This is a genomic window from Actinomadura harenae, assembly GCF_003696215.1.
In the GTDB taxonomy this organism is placed as follows: Bacteria; Actinomycetota; Actinomycetes; order Streptosporangiales; family Streptosporangiaceae; genus Spirillospora; species Spirillospora harenae.
Genome location: NZ_RFFG01000002.1, coordinates 65,123 through 89,351, shown reverse-complemented (window position 1 = coordinate 89,351; position 24,229 = coordinate 65,123). Strand labels below are relative to the sequence as shown.

Annotated in this window: 30 protein-coding genes; 1 reads left to right on the top strand and 29 read right to left on the bottom strand. The window is 70.7% G+C overall.

Annotation, left to right across the window (positions count from 1 at the left end):
* Positions 1–68 precede the first annotated feature (68 nt).
* From EBO15_RS01535 to EBO15_RS43500, 21 genes are all read right to left on the bottom strand, one after another.
* Positions 69–1,295, bottom strand: a complete 1,227-nt coding sequence (locus EBO15_RS01535; protein ID WP_147481343.1) for a hypothetical protein — start codon at positions 1,293–1,295, stop codon at positions 69–71.
* Entirely contained in the window at positions 1,295–4,240 is a 2,946-nt protein-coding gene (locus EBO15_RS01530; RefSeq protein ID WP_122192461.1) for a hypothetical protein, read from the bottom strand. The genes EBO15_RS01535 and EBO15_RS01530 overlap by 1 nt, the downstream gene beginning before the upstream one ends.
* Positions 4,240–7,320, bottom strand: coding sequence for a phage tail tape measure protein (locus tag EBO15_RS01525; RefSeq protein ID WP_122192460.1), 3,081 nt, complete (start codon positions 7,318–7,320; stop codon positions 4,240–4,242). The genes EBO15_RS01530 and EBO15_RS01525 overlap by 1 nt, the downstream gene beginning before the upstream one ends.
* On the bottom strand, positions 7,320–7,763 hold the full coding sequence (locus tag EBO15_RS01520; protein ID WP_147481342.1) for a phage virion morphogenesis protein: 444 nt from the start codon (positions 7,761–7,763) through the stop codon (positions 7,320–7,322). Before EBO15_RS01520 ends, EBO15_RS01525 begins: the two co-directional genes overlap by 1 nt.
* On the bottom strand, positions 7,738–7,893 hold the full coding sequence (locus EBO15_RS44000) for a hypothetical protein (protein ID WP_158628099.1): 156 nt from the start codon (positions 7,891–7,893) through the stop codon (positions 7,738–7,740). Before EBO15_RS44000 ends, EBO15_RS01520 begins: the two co-directional genes overlap by 26 nt.
* 56 nt (positions 7,894–7,949) lie before the next feature.
* Positions 7,950–8,288 (bottom strand): hypothetical protein, encoded by a 339-nt coding sequence (locus tag EBO15_RS01515; RefSeq protein ID WP_122192458.1) that lies wholly within the window; start codon positions 8,286–8,288, stop codon positions 7,950–7,952.
* Between the two features lie 14 nt (positions 8,289–8,302).
* Positions 8,303–9,286 (bottom strand): phage tail tube protein, encoded by a 984-nt coding sequence (locus EBO15_RS01510; protein WP_122192457.1) that lies wholly within the window; start codon positions 9,284–9,286, stop codon positions 8,303–8,305.
* Entirely contained in the window at positions 9,286–9,540 is a 255-nt protein-coding gene (locus tag EBO15_RS01505; protein WP_122192456.1) for a hypothetical protein, read from the bottom strand. Before EBO15_RS01505 ends, EBO15_RS01510 begins: the two co-directional genes overlap by 1 nt.
* Positions 9,541–9,549: 9 nt before the next feature.
* Positions 9,550–10,077 (bottom strand): hypothetical protein, encoded by a 528-nt coding sequence (locus EBO15_RS01500; RefSeq protein ID WP_122192455.1) that lies wholly within the window; start codon positions 10,075–10,077, stop codon positions 9,550–9,552.
* Positions 10,074–10,964, bottom strand: a complete 891-nt coding sequence (locus tag EBO15_RS01495; RefSeq protein ID WP_122192454.1) for a hypothetical protein — start codon at positions 10,962–10,964, stop codon at positions 10,074–10,076. Before EBO15_RS01495 ends, EBO15_RS01500 begins: the two co-directional genes overlap by 4 nt.
* 4 nt (positions 10,965–10,968) lie before the next feature.
* Positions 10,969–11,181 carry a hypothetical protein gene (locus EBO15_RS01490; protein WP_122192453.1) on the bottom strand — a complete coding sequence of 71 codons (213 nt, stop codon included), beginning with the start codon at positions 11,179–11,181 and terminating at the stop codon, positions 10,969–10,971.
* Positions 11,181–11,432, bottom strand: coding sequence for a hypothetical protein (locus EBO15_RS01485; RefSeq protein WP_122192452.1), 252 nt, complete (start codon positions 11,430–11,432; stop codon positions 11,181–11,183). The genes EBO15_RS01490 and EBO15_RS01485 overlap by 1 nt, the downstream gene beginning before the upstream one ends.
* Positions 11,429–11,641 (bottom strand): Acb2/Tad1 domain-containing protein, encoded by a 213-nt coding sequence (locus EBO15_RS01480; protein ID WP_122192451.1) that lies wholly within the window; start codon positions 11,639–11,641, stop codon positions 11,429–11,431. The genes EBO15_RS01485 and EBO15_RS01480 overlap by 4 nt, the downstream gene beginning before the upstream one ends.
* 74 nt (positions 11,642–11,715) lie before the next feature.
* Positions 11,716–13,416, bottom strand: a complete 1,701-nt coding sequence (locus EBO15_RS01475) for a hypothetical protein (protein WP_147481341.1) — start codon at positions 13,414–13,416, stop codon at positions 11,716–11,718.
* An 18-nt stretch (positions 13,417–13,434) separates the two neighbouring features.
* Positions 13,435–14,577: an HK97 family phage prohead protease gene (locus EBO15_RS01470; protein ID WP_122192449.1), complete on the bottom strand. Its 1,143-nt coding sequence runs from the start codon at positions 14,575–14,577 to the stop codon at positions 13,435–13,437.
* Positions 14,574–14,744, bottom strand: a complete 171-nt coding sequence (locus EBO15_RS45065; RefSeq protein ID WP_199744271.1) for a hypothetical protein — start codon at positions 14,742–14,744, stop codon at positions 14,574–14,576. Before EBO15_RS45065 ends, EBO15_RS01470 begins: the two co-directional genes overlap by 4 nt.
* A 9-nt stretch (positions 14,745–14,753) precedes the next feature.
* The gene (locus tag EBO15_RS01465; protein WP_122192448.1) at positions 14,754–15,107 is read right to left on the bottom strand and encodes a phage minor head protein; all 354 of its coding nucleotides are present in this window, start codon (positions 15,105–15,107) and stop codon (positions 14,754–14,756) included.
* Between the two features lie 365 nt (positions 15,108–15,472).
* Positions 15,473–17,356 carry a phage portal protein gene (locus EBO15_RS01460; protein ID WP_122192447.1) on the bottom strand — a complete coding sequence of 628 codons (1,884 nt, stop codon included), beginning with the start codon at positions 17,354–17,356 and terminating at the stop codon, positions 15,473–15,475.
* Positions 17,353–18,804, bottom strand: a complete 1,452-nt coding sequence (locus tag EBO15_RS01455) for a hypothetical protein (RefSeq protein ID WP_122192446.1) — start codon at positions 18,802–18,804, stop codon at positions 17,353–17,355. The genes EBO15_RS01460 and EBO15_RS01455 overlap by 4 nt, the downstream gene beginning before the upstream one ends.
* A gap of 12 nt (positions 18,805–18,816) precedes the next feature.
* A complete protein-coding gene (locus EBO15_RS01450; protein ID WP_122192445.1) occupies positions 18,817–19,401 on the bottom strand; it encodes an HNH endonuclease signature motif containing protein in 585 nt (194 codons plus the stop codon).
* Between the two features lie 22 nt (positions 19,402–19,423).
* A complete protein-coding gene (locus EBO15_RS43500) occupies positions 19,424–19,987 on the bottom strand; it encodes a hypothetical protein (RefSeq protein WP_147481340.1) in 564 nt (187 codons plus the stop codon).
* A gap of 80 nt (positions 19,988–20,067) precedes the next feature.
* On the opposite strand from EBO15_RS43500, the gene EBO15_RS01440 reads away from it, so the two are divergent.
* Positions 20,068–20,502, top strand: a complete 435-nt coding sequence (locus EBO15_RS01440) for a DUF4429 domain-containing protein (RefSeq protein WP_158628098.1) — start codon at positions 20,068–20,070, stop codon at positions 20,500–20,502.
* A gap of 77 nt (positions 20,503–20,579) precedes the next feature.
* On the opposite strand, the gene EBO15_RS01435 is transcribed toward EBO15_RS01440, so the two are convergent.
* The 8 genes from EBO15_RS01435 to EBO15_RS43995 are packed head-to-tail and all read right to left on the bottom strand — an operon-like array spanning position 20,580 to position 24,217.
* Complete coding sequence (locus EBO15_RS01435; protein ID WP_147481339.1) at positions 20,580–21,008, bottom strand: DUF6221 family protein; 429 nt, start codon at positions 21,006–21,008, stop codon at positions 20,580–20,582.
* On the bottom strand, positions 21,005–21,748 hold the full coding sequence (locus EBO15_RS01430) for a hypothetical protein (RefSeq protein WP_122192441.1): 744 nt from the start codon (positions 21,746–21,748) through the stop codon (positions 21,005–21,007). Before EBO15_RS01430 ends, EBO15_RS01435 begins: the two co-directional genes overlap by 4 nt.
* The gene (locus EBO15_RS01425) at positions 21,745–22,149 is read right to left on the bottom strand and encodes a hypothetical protein (protein ID WP_122192440.1); all 405 of its coding nucleotides are present in this window, start codon (positions 22,147–22,149) and stop codon (positions 21,745–21,747) included. The genes EBO15_RS01430 and EBO15_RS01425 overlap by 4 nt, the downstream gene beginning before the upstream one ends.
* On the bottom strand, positions 22,149–22,589 hold the full coding sequence (locus EBO15_RS01420; protein WP_122192439.1) for a hypothetical protein: 441 nt from the start codon (positions 22,587–22,589) through the stop codon (positions 22,149–22,151). The genes EBO15_RS01425 and EBO15_RS01420 overlap by 1 nt, the downstream gene beginning before the upstream one ends.
* Positions 22,586–22,801 carry a hypothetical protein gene (locus EBO15_RS01415; protein WP_122192438.1) on the bottom strand — a complete coding sequence of 72 codons (216 nt, stop codon included), beginning with the start codon at positions 22,799–22,801 and terminating at the stop codon, positions 22,586–22,588. The genes EBO15_RS01420 and EBO15_RS01415 overlap by 4 nt, the downstream gene beginning before the upstream one ends.
* Positions 22,798–23,067 carry a hypothetical protein gene (locus EBO15_RS01410; RefSeq protein WP_122192437.1) on the bottom strand — a complete coding sequence of 90 codons (270 nt, stop codon included), beginning with the start codon at positions 23,065–23,067 and terminating at the stop codon, positions 22,798–22,800. Before EBO15_RS01410 ends, EBO15_RS01415 begins: the two co-directional genes overlap by 4 nt.
* Positions 23,064–24,065, bottom strand: a complete 1,002-nt coding sequence (locus EBO15_RS01405; RefSeq protein WP_122192436.1) for a hypothetical protein — start codon at positions 24,063–24,065, stop codon at positions 23,064–23,066. Before EBO15_RS01405 ends, EBO15_RS01410 begins: the two co-directional genes overlap by 4 nt.
* A complete protein-coding gene (locus EBO15_RS43995; RefSeq protein ID WP_158628097.1) occupies positions 24,062–24,217 on the bottom strand; it encodes a hypothetical protein in 156 nt (51 codons plus the stop codon). The genes EBO15_RS01405 and EBO15_RS43995 overlap by 4 nt, the downstream gene beginning before the upstream one ends.
* Positions 24,218–24,229: the final 12 nt, after the last annotated feature.

The following is a 24,229-nucleotide window of genomic DNA, read 5'->3' as shown; positions in this document are numbered from 1 at the left end:
CGTGTTGAGCTGAGGGAGCGCTGGGAGGCCCGGGTAGAAATTTGGGATCGCGGGCGGCTGGGGCCCGCTCACTGCGACATCCAGACCGCGATGAGACGGCCAGCGTTCCCGACGTTGGTGTACTGGCTGAGGGCCGCACCCTGTGTCTGCTGCACCTGCACCTCGATCGTGTCTCCGGCCGCCATGCGGATCAGGCCGACCGCGTTGAGGGCGCTGCCGAGGGTGCCGGTGGTCTGCGGAACCATCGACCAGCCCGCGTACGCCGTCGTGCCGTTCTGGAGGAGCCGGATCGCCCTGTAGCCCACAGGACTCGCGGCCTCGATCAGGTTCACGAAGCCGCCCACGTAGTAGAGGCCCGCCTTCGGCGCGATGTACTTCGTCGGTGTCCCGGGCGCCCATCCGGAATGCGTGTCGACGTACTCGGTCGTGAACGACAAGCTCGTCCAGGTCGCCCCAGACGGGATCGTCTGCGTCGACCCGTCGACCGTGACCCGCGCGATCGGCGGGTAGTTCATGAACCGGACCGCGTCACGCAACTCCCGATTGAGTGGCACCTTGCCGGCGCCGGTGGCGTCCGCCGTCCAGATGTCGCTCGCCGTCCAGGTGTGCGGGATGCCCGGTGCCGCGACCACCTGCGAGGACGATGCCGCCGGGCTGGCGCACACCCATCGGACCGTCAACGCGGGCGCCTTACCGCTGACCAAGGTGGTCGCCGCTGCGCCGGACGACTGGTAGGCCATCAGCTCGACCCAGTCGCCGAGGTAGGAGTTGGTGGCGGTGCCCCAGCCGGTCATCTGCACCAGGTCCACGACCATCGCGGTCTCAGCGTGGGCCGACCCGGGAACTCGGCCGCCTGCCTGGACGGTGCCGCCGGATACGCGGACGCCCGCGATGACGATCCCGGTCGTCGCAGTGAAGTTCATTGGGACATAGCCGCTGACCAGGTACCAGTCACCGGCGCTCGGCTGGCCCGTCGAGGTAATCGGGCCGTAGTAGCGGCCGGTGTTGCTGGTGTCGTTCGCGCCGCCGTAGTTGTCGACCAGCGCGGCGAGGCCGGTGATCGCCGTGTAGGCGGTGTTCGGGATGCTCTGTGCGGTCGTCGCCGTGCCCTGGAAGAGAGGCCGTTGCCGGTGCCAGACCACCGCCTCACCAGCGTCCGCGCTCAGCCACACCGACCGCAGCGGAGACGCCATCTGCCCCGTCGCCGGGACCGCGTCCTGCCACGTCATCGGCTGCGGGGGCAGCATGTCGACGCGCCCGTCCGGCATGTGGATCGTGCGATAGGGAGCAGCCATCACGCCCCCAGAACGATGTTGCCGACAACTCCGTAGGCCGGATCCCCAGCGACTCCGACGATCGGTGGCGCTGCGCCGAGCGTGAGCGTCACCTCCCCTTGCACCTGGCCGCCAGCGCCGTAGACGAGGTGCGGCTGGACGCGCAGGACGCGGCAGCGGAGCGTCAGGGCAGGCGCACCGATCTGACGTCGGACGAGGGTCACCAGGTCCCCGACCTCGATCCCCAGCACGGTCGGCCACGCGGCCGGGTATGCGGACGCCGAGATCGTGACCTGCTCGACCCGCATCTGCGGGTAGGCGTACCTGTTCATCAGCCAATACGCCTCATGCCACGCGTCCTGGTCGCTGGCGAACCGGGTTTGCTTGGACATTGACCTGGTCCCGTAGCGGGTGGCGCTGGTGTCGTCGACAGCGCTGATCGAGTTGGTGGTGGTCGGGATCTGGGTCCACGTTTTCGAGTTCTCGACGGCGACCGAGTTGTAGATGAAGGTCGGATTGAAGCTGGGCTGCATCCCCGGCTTGTAGGGGATCTCGCCGCCCGCCGTGCTCTCTCCGAGCGTCACCCGGGGGGACTGCTGGTAGGCCATGTTTCTGCCGCGGTATTGGAACTGCCCGGCCGCGTCGGCGAACGTCAGCGAGTCGGCGTACCCCGCGTACTCGCTTGCGGCGTCGGCGACCGTCCCAGATGGGTCCGCCTCAGCGGTCAACCGGATCGGCACGGACGTCCCGAGGATCCGCGCCCCACGCCACCCCGTGGAGTTCAGCTTCCTCTGGATCCGGTTCCCGGCATCCTCGATTGCGGGCGCCCCAGTGACCACCGAGCCCAGCGCGTAGATCTCTCCGGGCGTCAGGATGCGGGGGAAGATCGCGATGTGCGCGTGGTAGCCGGGATAGGTCCGGCCGGACGAGAACTGGTCAGCCTCGCCGCCGATGTCGATGGTGGTGAAGTTCGGCACCAGGTTGCACACGCCACCACCGGCGAATTGCCCGGCGGCGTAGAGCGTCCACGCCGTCTGGGTGATCGTGATCGCCCACATGGTCCAGCCGCCGAATAGCTGGTTGGCGCCGCTGATGGTGGTCGTACCGGACATGTGGGTTGATTTGTCCCACACCACCACGCCGCCGTTCAGGTTCCCCCGCTGCACGAAAAGTCGCAGCACCGACCCCTGTGCGATACCCGCGCTCGGATCGGCCGTTCGGAGCATCAGCACCGTCGGATCCGACGTCGCGTTGATGATCGCGTCCAAGTCTGCGCCCGTCGTGAGCGTGTATCCGATGATCGTGACGCCGCCCGCAAGCGACGGGAACGCCCCGTCCGTGCCGACCAGCGCGTACCCCTTCGACGGCATCTCGGCCGACGTCTGCCCCGATTGCCGCCAGCAAGACCCCGAGTCACCGACGAAGGTGACGATGTAGGGGACGCTGGTCGTGGACGTGTCGATGCCCTGCGACGATGCACCGAAATCCGCCTGCGTGGCGACGCCAGCGCCGTACTTGGACACGGACTGGGTGAGGACGCTCGTGGTGAGGCCGGAGATGTTCTGTGCGGCGCCCGCGCCGCTGGCGTCGCTGAGAGGCCAGTAGTGCGTCGGGTTCCGGCGGAGGATCTCCCCGCGCGCGACGGTCGGTGGCGCGGCCGTGAGCGTCTCCAGGGTGTCCCCGGCCTGCCCCTGGACCGTCGCCCACGCCGCGTCGGTGTAGGTGATCGGCATGTCCCGCAGCCACCCGGATGCCACCGGGTAGGGCTTGCCCTGCCAGGTCGCCAGGACGCGGACGGGGAGATAGAGGTCGACGCGGATCCCGGCGTAGACGTCGCCGGTCGCGGTTGCGACCCGCGCGCCGCCGCTCGAGCCGTCCGCGCGGACGAAGGTGACCGTGGTCGTCCCGCCTGTGGTGCTGAGCTGCGTCACTTGGAAGACGTTCAGTTCCTTCCAGGCCCCGCCGGACGTCTGGAGTCGGAAGAAGTCCCCCACCGTCAGCGGGCTGGTCGTCGCCGGGAGGATGATCGTGGTGGTCGTCCCGGCCGCCGTCGCGGATGCCGCCGCCGTCACGAGCCGCGGCGTGTAGGCGCCGTCCTGATTACGGATCTCCAGGTCGATCGTGCCCTGCTGCGCCGCGCCCAGCTCCGCCTGAATCCCCCGATCGGCCTGCATGCTCAGCAGCCGCGACGACTGATCCGTCCACCGGACCCGGGAAAGCGGAGTACTGAGGTCGTAGCCGATGCCGACCTGGAGCTGCACGCCCGGCCAGTTCGCGTTCGGCTGCGGTGCCGTGTTGCCCGCGACGCGCAGCGCGACGCCGATGATCGCCCAGTTCACCGCCGACGCCGCCGTCCAGCTCACGGTCTGCGCCGTGGTCGACGTCAGCCACGTCCCCTCAGAGCTTGCCGCAGGGCTGCCTGTCAGGTTCGGACCGGCGAACGCCGTCCCGGCCCCCGGGGTCGGGTTCGCGGTGCCGTTGTCGGTGACCGCGCCGACGACCATGAGGCACTGCGCGCCGCCCGCCGGCGCCGGAACGGTGATGCTCGCGGTCGTCGATGCGCTGGCGGCCGCCGTGGTGATGGAGTCAACCGTGGGGGCGCCGGACAGGCCGTTGACCTCGATGAGCGACAGCAGGACGTGCCCAACGTCGTCTGCGGTGATCTGGGACGCAGCGGCGTACACCGCGAGCCACGGCCACCCCTGGTAGGCGACCGCCGGGCACGCCCACACCTCGATCTGGAGCTGCGCGGGGGCATTGGTGGCGGTCGCCCACGCGGTATCGGTGGCCAGGAGCGTCCAGAGGTTCCGGGAGATGTCGCCGATGCTGAGAGTGGGCGCCGAGCCGTCGACCACGCGGCACGCGACGACCGCGATCAGCCAGTTCCCCGTGGTGGGGTTGGTGATGATTTCGACGTCTTGCGAGGAGTTCGAGCCGGTCCAGGTGGTCGGGACGGTGACGGCCATCAGCGGCCTGCCGGGAGTGTGACGGCGAGCCGGTTCCGCATGAGCCCGGACTGGATCATCGCGAGGAGGTCCCGGTCCGATCTGACCGATCCCTCGACGTTGACGTTCACGACGTGCTGCACCACAACTCCCTGTGACGGGGCCGACCCGAGGCCCGCGCCGATCCCGCCCGCCGACCAGGACGCGGCGGTCGACTGCTGAAGCGCCCGCAGGGACGCGACGGCCGCCTGCGACGCCCAGTACTCCGGGCGCGCGGCGGCCAGCGCGTTGAGGCGCGGCATGTGCGGCAGGTTCTGCACCGGGTGCAGCAGCCGGTTCGCCCGGCCGCGGAGGGACGCCGCGAGCTGCTTCTGCTGCGCGGCCTGCTGGGCGTACCGCTGAGCCTCGGCGAGCGCGTGTTCGGCAGCGCGGTCGTAGCGGGCGTGCTGCTTGTGCGAGCGCGCCTCGGCGACGTACTTGCGGTACTTCGCCATCCACTGCTTCTCCTCCCGCTCGTACCGCGACTCCCGCTTGTCCGCCGAGGTCGCCTTGGTCTGGAGCTTCTTGGCCTCGCGGCGCTGCGCGGTCGTCGGCTGGAGCGGGATGGGGGCGCCGCTGGGGAGCATCCCGGCGGCGGCGAGCGCCGTCGCGGCGGCGGAGACGCCGGGCGCGCCGGCGAGCATCCCGGCCGCGATCCGCGCGGCGAGTTGCTGACCGGAGAGCAGAGGGTCACCCGAGCCCGAGAGCGGGCCGTGCTTGGCCGGGCTGTGCGGGAAGAACCCGCTGATGTTGCCCGCGATGCCCTTGATCGCATCCCAGACGCCGCCCGCCATGGACTTGATGCCGTTGATCAGGCCCTGGATCAGGTTCTTGCCCGCGTCCCAGAGGAGGTTCCCGAAGTCGGACGTGACGTTCTTGATCAGGCTGATCACGTCGTGGAGCGCGTCCCCGGCGAGCTTCTTCAGGTCTTTCCACGCCTTGCCCCACTTGCCCGTGATCAGGTCGAGGACGACGGCGATGATGTTCATGATCAGGTGCACCCAGAACTTGATCACTCCGGCGATCTCGTCCCAGACGAGTTTCACCAGGTCTTTGATGAACCCCCAGGCGAACGTCCACACGGCTTTGAGCAGCGCCAAGCCGATCTTCAGCTCGGCCATGATGAGCGTCCAGTAGACGTGGATCACCATCTGGACGAACTTCCACACCACCTCGGCGACCTTCTTCACCTGGTCGCCGTGCTGTTTCCACCATTCGGTGAAGACCTTCATGTCGGCCTGGAGCGACTTCAGCGGCCCGTTAACGAACCACTTCATCACCGCCTCGCAGCCGTGCCAGAGCACGTCCCACGCCTGCTTGATCGCGTGCCCGACCGCCTTCACCCCGTCGCGGAACCACGCGAAGTGCTGCCACGCGTAGATGATCGCTGCCACCAAGGCACCGATCGCGACGATCACCAGCGAGATCGGATTTGCGTCCATGACCGCGTTCAGGACGGCCTGCACGATCGTCCAGATCTTGATCGCGGCGACCACAGCGAGAATCGCCGGGACGACGGCCTTGAGGATGTCCAGAGCCGTCCGGCTGCCCAGCAGCCCCCCGAACAGCTTGTTGATCCCGCCGAGCGCGGACGTCACCGCAGGCAGCAAGGTGCTGCCGAACTCGACCGCGAGGTTCTTCACCTGCGCGACCGCCGTGTGCCACTGCTGTGTCGTCGTCTGCTGGGTCTTCGCCCAGGCGGTGCCGTAGTGCCCGGCGGCCTTCCCGATCTCGTCGTACTTGTCCCGGACGCCGTTGAGATTCTGCATCAGCGCGACGATCGCCTTGTCCGACCGGCCACCACCGAAGATCTTCGACATGACCTGATTGGCCTGCTCGGCCGACAGGCCCGACCGGTGGAAGGCGTCCTGCATGTCGTGCAAGGCGACGAAGATGCCGTCCGGCTTCTTCAGGTCGGCAGCGACCCGGTTCGTGGTGAGGCCGGCATGCTCCATCGTCTGCTGGAGGCTCTTATTCCTGAGGTTCAGGCTGCCGGTGGTCAGGCCGAGGTCGCGCAGGTACACGTTCGCCGCCTTCGACCCGCTGGTCACCATGGACAGGCCCATGGTGAGGCGCGTCGAGGCGACCTCTGCGGAGTTGCCGCGGTCGGTGAGGTAGGCCAGGGCCGCGCCCATCGACTGGATGGTGATCCCCATGGCCGCGCCGGTCGGCGTCCAGTTTTTGATGCTCTGGTTGAAGTCCTGGAACCTCATGTCGCCCTGACCGACGATCGAGTTCAGCAGCGCGGACGTCCCCGAGACGTTCCTCGCGTCCACGTTGTACGCCTTCATGACCGAGCTGAGTGCGTACGTCGTGTCCTCGAGGTCGGCCCCGTGGATCTTCGCCAGCTTGGCGGCGTTCGCCACGGTCTGGAGCGACTGCGCGAGGTTCAGGCCCGCGCTGACCGGGTGATACATCGCCTCGGCGATCTGCGTCCCCGCGATGCCGGTCTGGTCGCCGATCTTCAGCAGGGCACGGGAGACATCCTCGAACTTGGCGCCCGTCAGGCCCGCCGCGGTGTAGAGCCGCTGCACCTCCGACTGGAACTTGGCCGCCTGGACGACGCCGTACCCGGCCGCCGCGCCGACCCCCAAGAGGGCCTTGTTGAACCGGTTGTGCGCGACGACCGCCGTCCCGGCCGCCCCGCCGGATGCACGCGTCGCGACCGTCGCCTTCTCCGTCGCGCCCGCCATAACGGTCGCGGCCTCGCCCGCCGTCCGGTCAGCCTTCGCCAACGCGATGCTGGCGTCCACGCTGGCCATGGCGGCCTCGGTCGACACCCGTTCGGCCTCGGCGAGCGCCTGCTGCATCTCCGCGTCGATGCCCGCAGCGTCCCCAGCGCCTTTCTGCGCCCCGGCGAGCCGCTCCTGCGCTGCCGCGGCCTCGGTCGCCGCCGCCGCGGCGGTCGCCAGGCCGTCCTGCATCGCGCGGATCGCGGCCTCGGCCGCTGCGGTCGCCTCGGCCAGCGACTCGTCCGACGCGATCGCCCGCTCGATGCCCGCGACGAACGCGGTGGTGTCCGCCAGGAAGCGCGCGACAACCGGGGGCAGCTCACCCGCCATCAGCCCACCATCCCGAACACCACGCGCGCGAACGCGACCTGCCCGACGCGCCCCAGCTCACCGGACCGGCGCAGCTCCTCCACCGCCGGAGCGACGTACGGCCGCGCGGGAAGCAGCACGTGGTGCCCGCGCCCGGTCGCGCCGCCGAGTTCCTGGATGCGGGAGTAGACGGCCGTGGGCGCGACCGACCCGATCCAGCGCCCTGCGCCGCCGGTCGGCACCTGCGTGATGACCGAACGGCGGAGCGTGCCCGTGACGACCGCGGGCGGCTGCCCGGGCGGGGACGGCGTCGGCGTCCGGCGCGGGTGCTGGTACCGCGAGAGCTTCAACTTGATCGCTCGTTCGCCAGCCAGCGCCATGGCCTGCGCGGCCGCCTGGCCGCCGGGCCCGGCCGCCCGCTCCGCCATCCGCTGCAATTCAGCCGCCAGCTCGCTTCTGGGCATCGGCGCGCACCTCCTGCATGAGGTCGTGGATCGGGATCAGCCACGGCTCGACGTCCATGGGCAGCTCATCGACGACGGACGGCGGCCAGCCGAAGCGTTCGGCGTAGACCACGTACTGGAGCGCCGTCACGGACCGTTCAGTCGGCTCGTGCCCGGGAGCCGGGTCCGCGCCGCGAAGGAGGTTCTTCAGGCGGAGGAGTTCGCGCCAGGCGTCGCGGGCTGGCTGAAATTTACGGCCGCCTGGTGCTCCTCGGCCGCCTCCGCGAGCTGGTCGTAGGCGGAGATCGGCAGCTCCTCGACCGTGTCCCGGTTGATCGGCTGGTCGTACGACCAGGCCGTGATGACCTCGGCGAGGAGAGCCGTCTTCATCTCGTCGCCGATGGCCGCCGACATCGCCATGTGCGATTTGCCCTCGGGGTCAACGTCGACGCCGAGGACGGACCGGACGCGGCGCCGGACGCGCGCGGGCATCCGGTCGACGGGCATGATCTCGGCCCACTGGCCGTCGGGCAGGTCGATACGCATGGGGACCTCTCGGGTTAATAGGTGGTGATGCCGTTCTTGAGCGTCGCCTTGATGGGGGCGAGTCCGCCGGACGTGCCCGCGTCGGTCGCGTTCATGAGCGCCGTGAACTCGACGTCCCAGCCGATCGCGGCGGGGTCGCGCTTGAGCTTGCTCGTCTTGTAGTACGCCTTGGTCATCTGGAGCGTGACCGTGCGCTGGTTGGCGCCGGTGAGGCCGTTGTCGACCGTCAGGACGAGCGCCTGCTGCGTGTTGGCCAGGAGCGCGTTCAGCGGGGACTCGTCGGCCGCGACGAACGAGATCTTCCCGTCGACGGACAGGTCGCCGCGCGCAATGACGTAGGGGTTCTGCGAGCCCTGCGCGGTGTAGTGGGTGGTCAGCGTCCGTTTGATCGTGACCTCCCATTCCTTCGGGGTGATCACCGACGAGCCACCGATCGTCACCGTCGACCGCCAGGACGGGACGACGACCTCGCTGGTCGGGGTGTTCGTCGGCGCGACCGCGGCGGCCTGGCTGATCCAGCTCTCGTACTTGCCGGAGTGGGTGAACAGCGCCTCGACGTTGCCGGTCAACGTCAGCTCCGAGAAGCACGCGCCCGGGTAGCACCTCGCGCCGACCGTGGGCGTCATGCCGTTCGCATCGGTGATGGTGTGAGTGGGCGGCTGCGCGTTTCCGCTGTTCAGAAGGCTGAACGTGTGGATGAACGGGCCGGTGCCGCTGACGCCGTAGTCGCCGAGGATGTTGTACAGGAGGTCCCCGATCGAGTCGGCGAACACCGGGCCCTCGACGTCGCCCGAGCCCTTGGTCGGGCCGACCGTCGCGCCGTAGTCCGAGCCCATTGACCCGCGCATGCCGTCGTCGACCAAGATGACGGGCTGGTCGACTGGGTCGAGCTTCTTCCACGGCACGAACCGGGCCGCCGCGACGGGCGTGCCCGGCGTGACCTCCTTGGCCAGCCCGAAGAAACTCCGTGCGCCGGGGTAGATCGTCGGGGCAGCCATCAGGCGCTCCCCTCCTTCTTGCTGCTCGCGCTCGTGGTGGTGGTCTGAACGGGCGTGGCCGGCGTCCACCGGTCATCCGGCGGCATCGGCAGGCGCAGCGGCTCCCGGCCCCCGCTCGGGGCCGCCACGCTGTCGATGACCTGGTCGACGTCGTAGGTGAGGCCGGGCTCAGCGACGAGCGTCCGGCCGGTGCCGCGGTCGAGGTACTGCGGGTAGGTCTGGACGACGTCGCCGCCGTAGGTGTAGCTGGGCACATCGACTCCTCAGGCGTTGACGTAGGTGTTGGCGTCGAACCGGATCGACGCGTAGATCTCGGTTCTCTCCCCGCTGATGAGGGGCTGCCCGAGCGACTTGACGATGCCCGCCGAGGTCTCACCCGCGTCCACGACTGCACCGCCGAGCGTCCGATCCGCGTGGATCCAGTTCACGATCGCGTCGATCAGCGCGTCCAGGTCGGCCTGCGCATCCTCCGAATGCGGCACCTTCGCGAGGTGGTACAGCAGCAGGTCGACCGTGTAGACGTCCTGCTTGATCCCGTTGGCTGGGCCGCCCAGCGCGATCCGCCGCTCGATCTGCTGCGGCAGGTCCACGATCATCACCGTGCCCATCCCACGGCCCACCGTGAGTCCGCGGGTGAAGTCCGAGTCCGGGTGACGCTTCGGCACGTAGTTCCGGACGGTGGCCAGGCCGTAGGCGGCGAGCGGGGTGGGAGTCCAGACCCGGTCCGTCGAGTCGTAGGTGTTGCCGCCGAAGTAGGCCGCGATCCCCGACCGGACCTGTGCGCGACTCACCGGACCCGCCGGTACGGCATCAGGAGGCGTTCGGCCTCGTTCACCAGGCCGCCCGCCTGGCCGCCGGACGACGCCGTCCGCGCCGCGGGCCCGAAGGGGGCCTCGGCGAACGGGGCCTGGCTGGAGACGTCCTCGCGCATGAGGAGCGCGACGGTGTAGCAGATGACGGCCTGGTGGACGTCCGCAGGCAGGCCGGACACCCCGGCGCCGGCGGCGTGCGTCTGGCCGAGAGGCGTAGCGAGCGGGACCGTGCTCGAACCCGGCGTGTAGCCGGGTGCAACGATGACGGCCTCCTCGAGGCCCGGGTCCCAGATCCGCAGGACATCACCAGGGAAGATCCCGGACGGCGTCGAGACCGTGACCGCGGTCGCGCCCGAGCTGGCCGCCGCGGTGAGCGTCGCCGAGGCGTATCCGGCGGTATAGGTGATCGAGGCGAGCATGTCCCGGCCGGGCGCGGCCGTCCCGAACTCCAACCAGCCCGCCCAGTTGGTCCGGGCGGGGTTGGTGATGTGGATGGATCGGCCGTCCTCGACCCACACCCCGGACAGGTCCGACAGGGGCGACAGCGACGCCGGGCCCGCGCCGAGCGAAACAGCCGTGACCTGCCGGACCGGGACGGACGACGCGTGGATCACGATGTCGCCGCGCCGGTTCGGCCTCACGTTCCGCTGCTGGGTGTGGGGCGCGGCGCCGAGGCTCTGGTTGCACTGGTTGTCCGCCCACGCCGACGCGCGCAGGAGCACGTTGTACAGCTCCGCGTCCTGCTTGGTGGCCGTCCCGCCGGGGATCAGGTCGTCGGAGTCGAGCCACGTCGGTGCGGCCCTGAACGCGGCGACCGCCACATACGGGGCAGTGAGCAGGACGTCCGGCGGCGTGGGCGTCGACATTCGGCTACTCGTCCCCGTCGCCCCGGCCGTCACCCTCGGACGACTCGCTGCCACTCTCGCCGGTCTTGGCGGGCGGCTTCTCCCCGGCCGGGGCGCTGTCGATGTAGAACGTGCCGTGCTCGCAGCCCACGGAGGTCGTCCCTTCCGGGACGCCACCGGGGAAGTGCTCGGGGCACGCCTCGGTGATGTCGATGTGGTCCTTCTTGCGGCGCGCCATCACGCCTCTCTTTCGCAGTCGCCGCCGCAGCGCGAGCAGCGGCGGAAGAACGATCCGAACTGGCAGACCTCGCAGCGGTAGCCGGTCGTGACCGACGTCGAGCCGGACAGCGAAGGGAGAAACCCGCCCTCGGCCACCAGCGCGCGGCCGTCCCGCTGCGACATCTCGAACACGCCGTTGCGCGCGGTGTAGCGGCGGCCGGTGAGCCCGTCGACCTGGCGACAGCCAGCATCCGGCGCGGCGACCTTCATGGGTTCCTCGCGATGGCCGCGTTCGCCCAGAACATCGCCTGCTCGATCTGGGTCATGGCCAACGCCTTCTCTCGGCCGTCCGGCAGGAGCTCGTCCAGCCGCGCGGCCAGCTCGCTGCACGCCACGCGGACGCCCTGGTGGTCGCCGACCTTCTTGGGCGTGGTCGGCGGGTGGTAGGCGAAGCGATGCGCGAGTTCCTTGCCGTCCACGTCGTTCCTCTCGGCATGGGTGAGGCCCCCGGGCAAGGGGATAGGGGTCTGCCGGGGGCCTCGGTCTCGGGTGGCTACAGGCAGCCGATGAGCATCCCGGACCAGGCCGGGGCGTAGTGCACGAATGTCCCGTTCAGGTAGGTGGACTGGTCGTAGGTGAACTGCACGACCGGCCACTCGATGCTCATGTAGTCCTGCACGTTGATCACCTCGGAGGTGTTGGACACCTCGGAGTCCGGGACCGGCAGCGTCCGGGAACGGATCAGCGCGCAGCCGACCGGCATGTACGGGTGGACGTTCAGGTCCACGTAGCGGCCCGTGGTCTGGTTCTGGATGCCGGACACGACGGACCCGACCGTGACGCCGCCGGTCGCGTCGCCCTCGGTGAGTGCGATCCGGTACCCGGCCGCGCCGCCCGAGCTGCTCTTGACGAAGTCGCCGAGCGCGCGGCGGATGTTCCCGTCGCACCAGATCTCGTCCGGGTCCGCGAGCCGCTTGTCCTGGCCGGAGCCGCCGCCGGGGTTCACGCCCGCGCCGTAGAGCGAGACGAAAGCGTCCTGGAACGGGGTGTCCCCGAGGCTGGACGACGGGGTCGCCGAGTTGTAGATCTTCGCGTTGACGCGCTTCACGTACCCGGACTGCGCCGGGTCGGCCTGGACGGTCAGGAACCCGTCGTAGCCGTTGGTGTTCGCCGTCGAGTCCGCGCCGGGGACGGCCGCGCCGCCACCGACCGGGGTCGTGGTGACGGTGACCGTGTTGCCCGCGAAGCTCGCGACGAAGGTCTCAGCTCCGGACGACGTGCCGATGTAGATGTTGTAGCCGAGCGCGCCGGTCGGCTCCGAGGTGACCGTGATCGTGAACTGGTTCGTGGAGCCGGTGAGGGCGCCGGTGCTGACCTCGGTGGACGCGACGGACTCGCCGCCGCCCGCGCGCGCTGTGACCTTGATGTAGTAGGTGCCCGCAGCGACCGCACCGCCCGTGCCCTGCGACGCAACGGAGATCGTCGGGGCGCTGACGGCGCCCGCGTAGCCGTTGCCGGCCGCGCCGCGCCCGAACAGGAGCGCGCGCTCCTCGGCACCCATGGTGGCCCACAGGAGCGCGGTCTGGGAGAGGCTGCGGATGTCCTGGTAGCCCTGGCCAGCGAACTGGGCGCGCCAAGTCACGGAGTCGGACAGGCCCTGCTCGACGTAGGTGACGGACTTGGAGTCCGAGGCATAGGTGATCTTGTTGCCTCGGCGCAGGCCGCTCACGCCGCCGAACGTGTTGGTGATCGTCTCGGAGTTCATGAACGCCATCGCGTCCGAGACGCCGCCGGTGCTGGAGTTCGTCCAGCCGAGGATCCGGCGGAACTGCCGGGCGGTGCCGACGCCCTTGCCGCGCGGGATGCTGTTCCGCAGCGGCGTCATCCGGGGGACCAGCAGCTTCGCCGGGGCCTCCAGGTCGTACGGCACCAGGCCGGACGAGTTGGGGAAGGTCAGCGACCAGTCCTTGCCGAGGTCGGCCGTGACGCCCTTCAGCGCGTCCAACTCGCCCTGCACGGACGCGAGAGCGTCGGGCGCGAGGCCCTTGGTGATCGCCTCCACCCGCGCGGCGATCTGCTCGCCCTGGCCGGTCTGGACGATGCCCTGGCCGGGGACGAACGTTCCGCCGCTGGACGCGGCCTTCTGGTGGCTGCCCGAGAGGGCGCCCTTGTAGTTCTCGAACCGCTCAGCGACCTCGGGCGCGCTGGTGGCGTCCGAGAACATCTCGCTGGGCTGCGGAGCTGCATATCCCATGATCGGGGTTCTCCTTGCTCAGTGGTTGATGGACGCCGCGCGCCGCACGTCGGCGGCCTTCGCGCGGTAGCCCGCGGCGGCGACCGGGTCATGGACCTGCGAGGCCATGTGCTCGAAGTACGCGGCCTGGTCGGTCCCGCTCGGGGCCTGCGGGGTGTGGCGGACGGTCGTGACGACCGGCCCGCCAGGGAGAGGGGTCGCCTTCACCTTCGCCAGCTCGGCCGCGAGCGCGTCGATGCGCTCCTGGGCAGCCTTGCCAGCCTCTGCGACGGCGGCCTTAACGAGACTCTGGATCTCGTCCTTCGAGACCGGCACGTCGTCCGCCTCGGTGGTCTTGGTGACGTCCTCGATGCGCGGCTCGTCGTCGGCCGCCTTCGTGGTGTCCGGCTCGGCATCGAGGCCGACGTACGTCACGTCCGCGGGCTCGTCGTCGTCGGCGCCCTGCTCGTGCGCCACGAAGCACTTCAGGCACTCAACCGCGCGCAGCAACAGCTCGATGTCGCACGTCTCGTCCAGCTCACCGGCAGCGAGTTCGTCGGCCTCACTCTTGATGAGGCGCGCGATGAGCGCGATGGCCTCCTGGCCGCCCGCGATGTCGGGCTGCTCGTCGATCGAGCCGTCCGCGGCGACCGCCTTGACCAGCGCGACGGCCTGCTCGCGCCAGGAGCCGTCCGGCGCGGCCTCGACCGGCGCGAGCGCGTCGTCCGCGCCGGCGGCCTTCGCCAGTGCGAGAACGGCGGTCGGGTTGCACGGCCGGTCCACGTAGGACACCTCGACGATCTCGCCGCCGACGATCCGACCGCCGGGTGCCGTCGAGTCCTTCACGACGCGGGCGTTCTTGATCCCGACGCTGTACCCCTTGAGCGCGCCCGCCTCGATCTTCCGCGCGGTGCTGTCGTCGACGACCTTCGACTTCACGAAGTAGTCGTCGCCCTGCTGCTCCAGCTCCAGGCCGACCCCGGCCGCGACCGGCTGGTGCATCTCCCGCAGGTTGCCCCACTCCATCCAGGCGGGCATCGCGGACTTGAGCCATCCGGCGTCGCAGACCTGTTCGTCGAGGTCGACGTCGGGACCGGTCGCCTTGCCGTAGACGATGAGGTCGCCGTGCTCGTCCCTCTCGGCCTTGGTGATGTCCGCCGCGAACGCGTGCGTGATCGTCATGCCTTCTCCCGCCTCGTGTTGGCGACGTGCTCGGTCAGTTCGTGGTGGCGCCGGTCGACGTGACGGCGGATCAGGACGTGGTGGGCGATGAAGGCGGGCGTTGCCCAGATGACGGACGCGGCAAGGTTCGGCCAGATCGCCGTCCACCAGGCGAGCAACTGGGCCACGGCCGCCTCCTACTCGAAGCTGACGTCGAGGACAGGCATGAGCGCGCACCGACAGTTCGGATGTTGGGGTGGCGAGTCGACGCCGCCGGTGAACACCTGCCGGGTCGAGATCGGGCCCTGGTCGGCGTTGGCCTCGCACTGCATGCAGACGTTGCCGGGCGAGGTGAGCCACTCGACCCGCCGGACATCCGCACGGCCGTAGGTGTCCAGCGACGCCTGCGACTGTGCGCGGGCGACCTCGGTCCGCGCGATCATCTCCGCGCGGGACTCGTCGTCCAGGACGTCCCGTAGCTCCCGCGCCAGCTCGTCCACCGACGTCCCGTCGCGGAGGGCGGCGGCGAGCGACACGGCGAGGTCCCCCATCCGCGTCGATGCGATGCTGCGGATCGTCGCGATGCCGTAGTGGTCGAGGAGGTCCTGGAGCGCCTGCGCGCCGCCGATCAGCCGCCGCGCCGCGGCGGGGTTGCCCGGGTGCCAGTGCTCCCAGTCGACCGTGTAGCCGAGGGCGGCGCGCGCGGAGGCCTGCCCGACGAGCCACGCCTCGAGCCACGCGTCGCCGAGTACCTCGCGGAGCGCGTGCTCGAGCCGCCGGGACAGGCCGAGGGACGCGAGCCACGCGAGCGCGTCCGCTTCGCCGCCGGGGTCGGCGGTCTTGCTGACCGTCCGGGCCGCTGCCCATGCCTCAGCGACCCGGACGGTGTCGATGGCCCCTGCCAGCGCCGTGGCGATCAGCGGGGCGTAGTGCGCGACGAGTTGCTCGTCGTGCTCCCAGCCCGTCCAGGCGGCCGGGCTTTTGGGTCAGCATCAGCCGCCTTCGGCAGGAGTGCACGCGGGTCGTCGGCGAGGTCCGGCGCGAGCGCGAGGAGGACGTCGCGGCCGGCCTGGAACTCGAACGGCCGGGCGTTGCCGGTCCGCTTGCGGGCCCAACGGCGGAACTTCGCGATCTCGTCCTTCGCCTGCTGCTCGTCCTGGCCGGCGTTCTCCGGCGGCTCCTGGCCGTCCGGCTGCCCGTGCGGCGCCGCGCCGAACGGCGCGGGCGGCGGGGGCGGCGGCTGCCGCGCGACCTCGGCCGCCTCGATCGACCCTTCGAGCGGGATGACCTCGCGGGACAGCACCATCATCGGGACGTCGGCCTCGGGGATGTCGTACCTCGGCAGCCCCAAGCGGTCGCGGTCCTCGTTGATCGTCATGCGGCCGGTCTTCACCCGCGCCTCGGCGAGCTGGTCGGCCGCCTGCTCGTCCTCTTCGTCCAGGCCGAGGAACTTGAACTCCAGCTCCGGCGGGGCGCCGAGGTGGGTGCGCTGGATCTCGGTGAGGAGCCGTCCCCACCAGCGGGCGTCCGGGAGCGTCCCAGCCCGGTACGCGACGGCCTCCTGCCCCTCCGACCATCCGGACGACCCGAGGCCCTGCGACTCGCTGAACCCCAGCTCCGAGATGGGCACGCCGAAGTGGCTGGCCACCAGCTTGATCAGGTGCAGGTCGTACTCGGGCCGGTACCGCTCGGCGACGTTCCCGAGCTGCGCAGGCTCCATCCCCGGCGGCAACAGCCGCGCCCGCTTCCGCTCGCTGGTCTGGCCGGACAGATGGTCGTTGAACTCCCGCTCGTACTCCAGCAACTGCCGCGGCGTCCACTGCTCGCCCGTCGCCAGGACTTTCAGCACCAGCTCCGGCGCAACACCGTCGTCGTACTCGGCGCGCATCCACGCGAGACGCTTCAGGTACAGGTCGACGTCGGTCAGGGCCCGCTCAACCGGGCTGTAGCCGTACGGCGTCCAGACGCGGATCGTGCGGCGCGCGTAGATCAGATGGTCGGCCATCAGGCCCGGCGCGGTCTCGCCGTCCTGGGCGGCCTCGGCCGTGAATTCGCCGCGGGGGAAGTCCCACAGGATCTGCTGGAACGCGGGCGCGGGCGGCTCCGGGCGCGCCCCGTGGTCGTCGAGCAAGGGCTTGATGGTGGAGCCGTCGATGACTCGGAGTCCGATGAGGTCGCCGCCGTAGGTGGTGCGCGGGTAGATCGCGACGGCGTCGAGGACGAGCTGCTCCTCCATGAGCTGCCACATCCAGCTCGTGAAGTTCAGGCCCTGCTGCGGGTCCGGCTTCCGCCAGAACTCGCTGAGCCGGTCGATCTCGGGGGCGAGCTGGTCGCGGAGCTTGCTCGTGGCCTCGGCCGTGGACGCGCCCGCTGTCTTCAGGTCGTTGATGGCGTCCTGGGAGATCGCAACGTCCCACTCGAGGCCGGTGAGGGCGCGCTGCCGGGCCTCGATGCACTGCCGGACGATGCCGGTGTCGGCGGCCTGCCGCAGCACGCGCCAGGGGATCAGCTTGTGCGGGGCGGTCTGGAGGTTCCATCCGACCGGGGCCTGCCAGGTCCGCGGCTCGGCGCGGCCCGTGTCCTCGCGGACGGGGTTGATCGGCGACGGGTCGAAGGGCCGGCCGGGGTTGAACGGGGTCGTCCACCACTCCTCGGGCTTCGGGAGCGGGACGGCCTGCCCGGCGCGCTGGTTGCTGAGCGCCGACAGGACGTCGGCCAGCGGGACCATGGTCGCGCCAGCGGGTGGCGCGGCCTTGGTCGTGTCGGCGTCGCGTCGCCAGGGCAGACGGGGCATGGTCATCGTCCCCTCTGTGCGCGCAGATGCTCGAAGAAGTCGGTCGTGGCGTCCCGGCCGCCGTAGAAGGCGAGCAGGAGCGCGTCGGCGTTGTCCGGGGAGCGCCCGAGGCGTTCGCGGATGGCGTCCTTCGCCTCGATCTTGATCTTGCCCTTGGGGTCCAGCTCCCAGCGCGGTTCGAGGAGCTGCGAGATCGTCCGGTCGGCGTTGTCCATGGTCGACAGGTCCCACTCGCGCCGCTCGCTCGCTAGGCGCCCGACTTCCCACCAGATCTCGGCGCGGAGGTTCAGGTAGACGGCCGGTTGCGACGCGGCCTCACCGACGTTCACAGCGACGATCTGCGCCGAGTGAAGACCCTGGCTCGCGAGGTTCCGCAGCTCGCCGACGACACCGAACCCGACGCCGTTGCTGTCGACCTTGACGCGGGTCGCGCCGGACTCCCGGATCGCGGCCAGCACCATCGGCGCGATCTCCTCCGGCCGGTCCGTGTGCGCCCGCCACTCCCGGCCGGCCACCGGGCCACGGCGTTCACGGATGACGGTCTCGTCCCCGCCTCCGCCGACGTCGACGCCCAGCTCGACGGGCAGCAGCTCGTCCGGCGTCCGGGGGACGTCGAGGGCGATCCGGCAGGACGCGATGTCGCTGGTGCGGATCACCTGGGACGGCGAGTCCGGGGAGAACTCGCCGAGGACCTTGGAGATGTAGATGGGGTTTTCGACGCCCCACTCGCGCGCCTTCTCTTCGACCCACTCGCGGGAGATCAGCGACTTGGCGACCTCGGGCGGGACCTGTTCGCCGGTCATGTTGGGGCTGTCGAAGGCGGAGACGCCGATGGTGTGCCAGGTGTCGCTCTCGCAGACCCGGCGGAAGTGGCTGGCCGGGTTGTCGGGGTTCCCGATCGCCAGGAGCGCGCAGCCGGTGTTGGTGACGAGCGCGTCGGCGGCGATCCACAGCTGCTCGGGGATCCCGCACGCCTCATCCAGGACGACCAGGACGTGCTCGGCGTGGATGCCCTGGAACGCTGACTCATCGTGATCGCTGGGCTTCCGCCCGAACGCGACGAGTTCCTCGCCCAACCACCACTCGGTCTGGTTGACCCGGCCAGAGAGACCTGCGGCCTTGTGGACGCGGCGGATGTACCGCCACAGGATCGCGCGGACCTGCGGGAAGGTCGGGGCCGTGGTGACGACGAACGCGCTGCCCACGGGATGCGTGTCGAGCCACCAGCACGCGACCAGCGCGGCGACGTGGCTCTTGCCGATGCCGTGGCAGGAGCGGACGGCGACCTTCCGGCGGTCACGGAGCGCTTCGAGGATCTCGGCCTGCTTGGACCACACCGTCTGGCCGAGCCGCTCGCGGACCCATGCGACGGGGTCGTCTCGGAACCGGGTGGCCTGCGCGCGGCGCTCGAAGAGCTGGGCCGCCGCCTCGAACGGCGACAGGACGGCGGCCACCGGGACGTCGTCCTACTTCAGCCCGAGCTTGGCGACGGCGGTCGTCCAGTCCGCGGCGATCGCCTGCTGCGCCGGGGCGAGCTGAACCTGACCGGCGCACAGCGCCTTGTAGAGCTTGAACTCGACCTGGTCCTTCGGGTTCGGGTTCCCGGGCTCGGGCCACAGGTTGTGGGGGTCGGTCGGGTTCCCGCCGAGGCTGAGGGGGATGAAGTGGTCCTCCTCGTACGCCGACGGGGAGGTGTTCGCGTAGCCGTACTCGATGATCTGCTGCCGCTTCAGCGCGTTCGTGTACGCGACCGGCGGCCGGATCGTCTTGGTGTACCCGGCGACGCACACCGTCTGGTGGATGTTCGCCTGGGTGACGTTCGGGTTGAGCGCGCCGGGCGTGCACGCCGGGTCCGGGCGCGTGCTGGCCGGGTCGAGGCTGGACGCGTGGCACGACCCGGACGGCCGGTGCGTCGGGGACGTCGTCGGGCTCACGGTGGGCGAGTGCGTCGGCCGGTGGCGGCTGGCGTCGGCGGACGACGTGCTGGAGCATCCGGCGGCCGCCGTGATGACGGCCGCGGCGAGGGCCACGGCGGGCACGATGCGCTGCATGGAGAGCCTTCCAGTTGAGGGGTTAGGCGGATACGGCGCGGAGTTCGCGAGGGACGACGTCGGCAACGCGCGCCCACTGCTCGCTGCTGAGGTTGAGCCCGTCGAGGATCCGGTTGATCGCACCCGCGAGAAGCTCGCCCTGCTGCTCGGCCAGACGCACCTGCCGCTCCGCGACACCAGCATCGAGGGCGGCCTTCGCGACGCGCGCGAGGTGGACGCGTTCGGACTGATACAGCTCCATCCACACCGACGGCTTGTCGCCGTCCTTGGTGTACTGGGCCAGCTCGGACGGGTCAGACGACTGGATCAGCGCGCCGAGCCACGCGATGTGGCCGGCGGTCCGCTGGACCTCCTCGAGGAGCGCCTCATCTGGGGCGATGTCCCGGGGCAGCCCGAACGTCTCGACCTGGCGCCGCGCGAACTCCTTCTTCGCGGCCTTCCGGCCGTTCGGCGTCGACCCGGCGTGGTACTTGCACTTCCCGATCCCTGCGTGGTCGGTGCCGTACCCGGCGGGGTGCCCGCACGTCCCGCCCTTGCGGGTCTTCGCGCCGCACAGGTTGTCGCCGCGTCCGCCGGATGTGGCCATACCGATACCTCCCGCCAACCAGGCGAACTCGTTGGACGTCCTTGACGATCGTGACAACACCACTGGACACGGAGGACACCATGCAGCCCTACCAGCCCGAATCGGACCCGTACGGCCGCTACGACCTACCGGCCCAGCACGCTCCCCAACCGCAGCCCGCCGCGGGCCCGCTGCACGCGCGAGGCACCGGAGCGCACTGGATCAGCCTGTCCCAGGACGGCATGGTCGAGATCGCGGGCGGGGAGCGCATCGGGGCGCGCGGCGCGACGGTCCGAGTGCACGTCTCGCAGATCACCGGCGTCGAGCTGAGGCCGGCGACCGCGCTGACGAACGGCGCGCTGCGGATCCTGATGGGTGGGGTGCCGGCGGTTCGGGAGCGGTCGGGGCATCGGAACACCGATGCGCGGAAGGACGCGTACGCGGTGCCGTTCCGGAAGCGGAGTCAGGACGAGATGCGGGCGATGCGGGACGCGATCGAGGCGGCCCAGGGGCAGTTCCGGCCACGGGCCTGGTAACGCGAAAGCCCGGCGCTGTGGCCGGGCTTTGGGCGTACGTCTCCGCGCACGAGTATGGGTTATCCACAACCCGCAGGTCAAGCGGGGCGCCACGTCTCGTCGTACTCGGGGTGGTGGGCGTACACGCTGGCGAGGGCGGCCAGGACGGGGCAGTTGTCGATGTTGCGGCACATCTCCTCGTAAGCGTTCATGCCGCATCCCTGGCAGTGGCCGTCCCCGTCGTCGCGGTGCTCAGCCATGAGCCGGCGCTTGGCCTCGACCTCGGCCAGTGCGCGCGCCGGGTCCCAGCGCGCGACGTGCGCGGCGATCACCATTGGTGAGTCGATCAGGATGCGGTGCCCGCGTGCCACGACGGATCCGCCGTCCCGCGCGTCCGCGGTGTCCGGCTCGTACGTCCACACCAGGTCCGCGGGCTGGATCGGCTGACCGCCGGGGCCGCGGGCCGCGAACAGCTCATCTTCGTCCAGCCTGGAGCGGAGGAAGTCCACGATGTCGGTCATGCTCATGCTGCCGATCCTTCCGTGCGGGCGTCCGCCGCGTTGAGTTGTCGCGCCAACCAGTCCCATTCGTGCAGCGGCCACGCAGGCCGGCCCCGCCACCACGTCCCGACGTCCCGGCTGGGCGGTTCGCAGTAGCCGCCCTCGCACACGATTGCCGTGAGGTCGCCGGGGAGCGTCCGGACGCGCCAGGTGTACTCGCCGCCGGTGGGCGTGATCTCGGTCGTCCCGCCGCACCACGGGCAGAGGGCTTTGAGGCGCTGCCCGTCGGACATGAGCGCGAGCGCGGCCTCGACGTCGCTCCGGAGCGCGCGGGCTTCGTCTGCGGCCCAGTGAGCGATCTCAGAGCCGTTCGTCCAGCCGATCACGGCCTGGGGCAGGTATCGGGCCGCGCGGAGCATGTACGGCCGTGGGTCGCCGTCACGGGGCGCGGCGGGGAGCACGGGGAGCCAGGAGGCGCGCGAGATGTGGTCGGCCAGGACGACGGCGCGGTCGAGGACGGAGGCGAGCAGGTCCAGGACGTCCGGCCGCGCGGCGTCCTGGTGCTCGCCGGGCGCGTACGCGACGCGTTCGGCGCGCTCGGCGCGGGCGGCGGCGTCCAGCTCCGCGCGCTGCTCGGCGGTGATGCTGGGCTCGCGCCACGGCCGGTATGCGTCCGGGTCCCGCAGGAGCGCCAGGCCGACGACGAGCCGCGCGGTCTCCTCGAGGTCGCGGATGGCGCGGATGTCGGCGGGCGAGGTGTGGATCAACGGGCCTCCTGAACGGTCGGGTAGTCGCTGTTGGGGAGGGCGCCGTCGAGGGCGCGGAGCGTCGGGCAGGGCGATGCGACCGGGGCGAGGGCGTCGCGAGTGCAGGTCGGGCAGTGCTCGTCCTGGTCGGTGATGAACGCCATGACGGGGTGCGACGCGGCGGGCGTGTGGAGGCGGCGGACGCGCTCGACAGCGGCCTCGGCGGCGCGCAGGCGCTCGGCCTGTGACGGCGCGCGCGGCGGGACGTTCTCGCCCAGGGCGCGGCGGTGCTGCCGGTGCTCCTCCCGCGCGGCGGCCTCGGAGGGCTGCCAAGCGCCGGCCCAGTCGCAGGTGCGGCATTGGGTCCGGCACTGGCCGGACGAGTGCCAGAGCTGCGCGCGGTGCTGTTTCGGCGTGGTCATCAGCCCTCCGGCATGGTCCGGTCGAGGACGGTGAGGGTGTCGCGGGCCTGCTCGATGGCCTGGACGCGGCAGGACGCGGAGATGGTCAGGTCGCACAGGCGGCGGACCCCGGCGATCGCAGCCTCGGCCTCCTCGGCGCGCTTGCGCCACCGGTCGGCCGTGGCCTCGGCGGCGTCGGCCCGGTCTGCCAGCCCGCGGACCGCGCTCGCGGTCTGGCGGAGACGATCCTCGGCCGCTTCAGCGCGGGCGAGCAGCTCCGCCGAGCCCTGGTCGGGAGCACTGGGCGCGGCGCCCGGGCGGGCCTCCAGGTAGACACGGACGGCGCGGGAGTTCCCGCAGTTGGCGTACGGCTTGGACTCCTCGATCACGTCCAGGACGCTGCGGAGCGCCTCGATGGCGGCCTCGATCTCGTCGGGCAGACCCATGATGCGGATCTTCACCGGTCACCTCCGAAAACCTGCTCGGCGGCGTCCCACGGGGAGAGGCCGGCGGACGTCAGCGCGGCGAGTTCGCGCATGGCCTGGTCGTCAGTGAGGTGTGCGGATGGCGTCTGGGTTCGGTATTGCTCGACCGGGGCGGCGGTGTTGCGGGCGCACGGGTCGGGCCGCGGGGTGAGGAGCCGGGCGGCGGCCTGGCGGATGCGGGTGATCACTGGTCGTCTCCGGGGTGGGCGTGGCGGGCGAGGGCGCGGGAGGGGCGGGCGAGGGTGGGCAGTTCGCGGCGGAGCTTGGGCAGGGACTTGGAGCGGTCGGCGAGGTGGCGGGCGACTTCGGGGCGGCAGGTCGGGCAGGGGGCGGCGTAGGTGCTGCCGTCGGGGCGGGTGCGGTCGATCCATCCGGCGGTGCATCCCTGGTGGGTGCATCGGCAGTTCGTCCAGGGGCAGCAGAAGCTGGGGTTGTCGTCGTCGTGGTAGGTCACGGCCGGGCCTCCTCTGCGGGCTCGGTGGTGGGTGGCTTGCGGTGGAGGGCGTCGCGGGCGGCGGTGATGCCGCGGGCGGTGATGTCGTCCTGGTCGGGGGCGCGGACGCGGTCGAGCTGGGGGTCGGGGCGCGTGCTGGCCGAGCCGTCGCTGGACGTGGGCAGGAAGTCGCGAGGCCGTTCCTGGATGGTCTTGATCAGGTACGGGAGCGGGCGGCGGACGTCGCGGCCGGTGAGGATCTGGTCGCGGACACGGGCGGCCCAGGCGTCGGTGACGAGTTCGCCGGTCTCGGCGTGGAGGGTGTCGACGATGGTCGCGAGGAAGGCGCGATCGTCGTCCGTCGGCTTCTGGTCGTCGTCGCTTTCGCGCGCGTCTCTACTACCTGTAGACGACGGACTAGTAGTACCTACGTCCCTTCGGGACGGGACGGGACGGGACGGGGTTGCCGAACTGCGGGCGAAGTTCGGTGATTGTTCGGGTGCGTGTTCGGCCGAACGTTCGCCTGTGGCCTGCGGGTTCTCCGTCAGCGCGGAGGGTTGACCGGGTTCGGACTGCGTTTTACTGACAGCAAGATCTTTTTCGATTTCCGTCGCAGTTCTGACGGCGTCCGGGGTTTTCCCCAGGTTTTCCACAGGGGGCGTTCCCTCGTTGGTTCGGTCGGTGTTCGCCCGAACATCGTCCGAACCGGTCCGGCGCCGGCGCATCCGCTCCCGGGCCGCCTCGCGTTCCTGCTCGACCTGCTGCCGGGTCGGCTGGCGCTCGTTCCACCCGTGGAACACGTAGCCGCCCTCGGCGTGCTCCCACAGGCCGACCGCCACGAGCTTCTCGGCCTGACCGCGGGTACCCAGCGAGGCGACCATGTGCTTCGGGACGAACCCGTCGGTGAGCTGCTGGGCGGACCAGGACCCGGCGCGGACCCACAGGCCCATGGCGGCGTTTCCGGCGGCGACGACCTTGCGATGGAAGGCGAGGGTGTCGTCGACCTTGAACCAGGTCATGCGCGTGGGGCTCCCTGCTGGTGCTGATCGGGCGGGGTGAGGTAGGCCCGGCGGAGGGTGTCGATGAGCTCGGTGAGTAGATCGGGCAGCGTGACCTGGCGCGTGCGGCCGACGCGCTCGTGCTCCAGGACGTCGGGGTCGGGCTCGTCCATGGGCACCTCCGG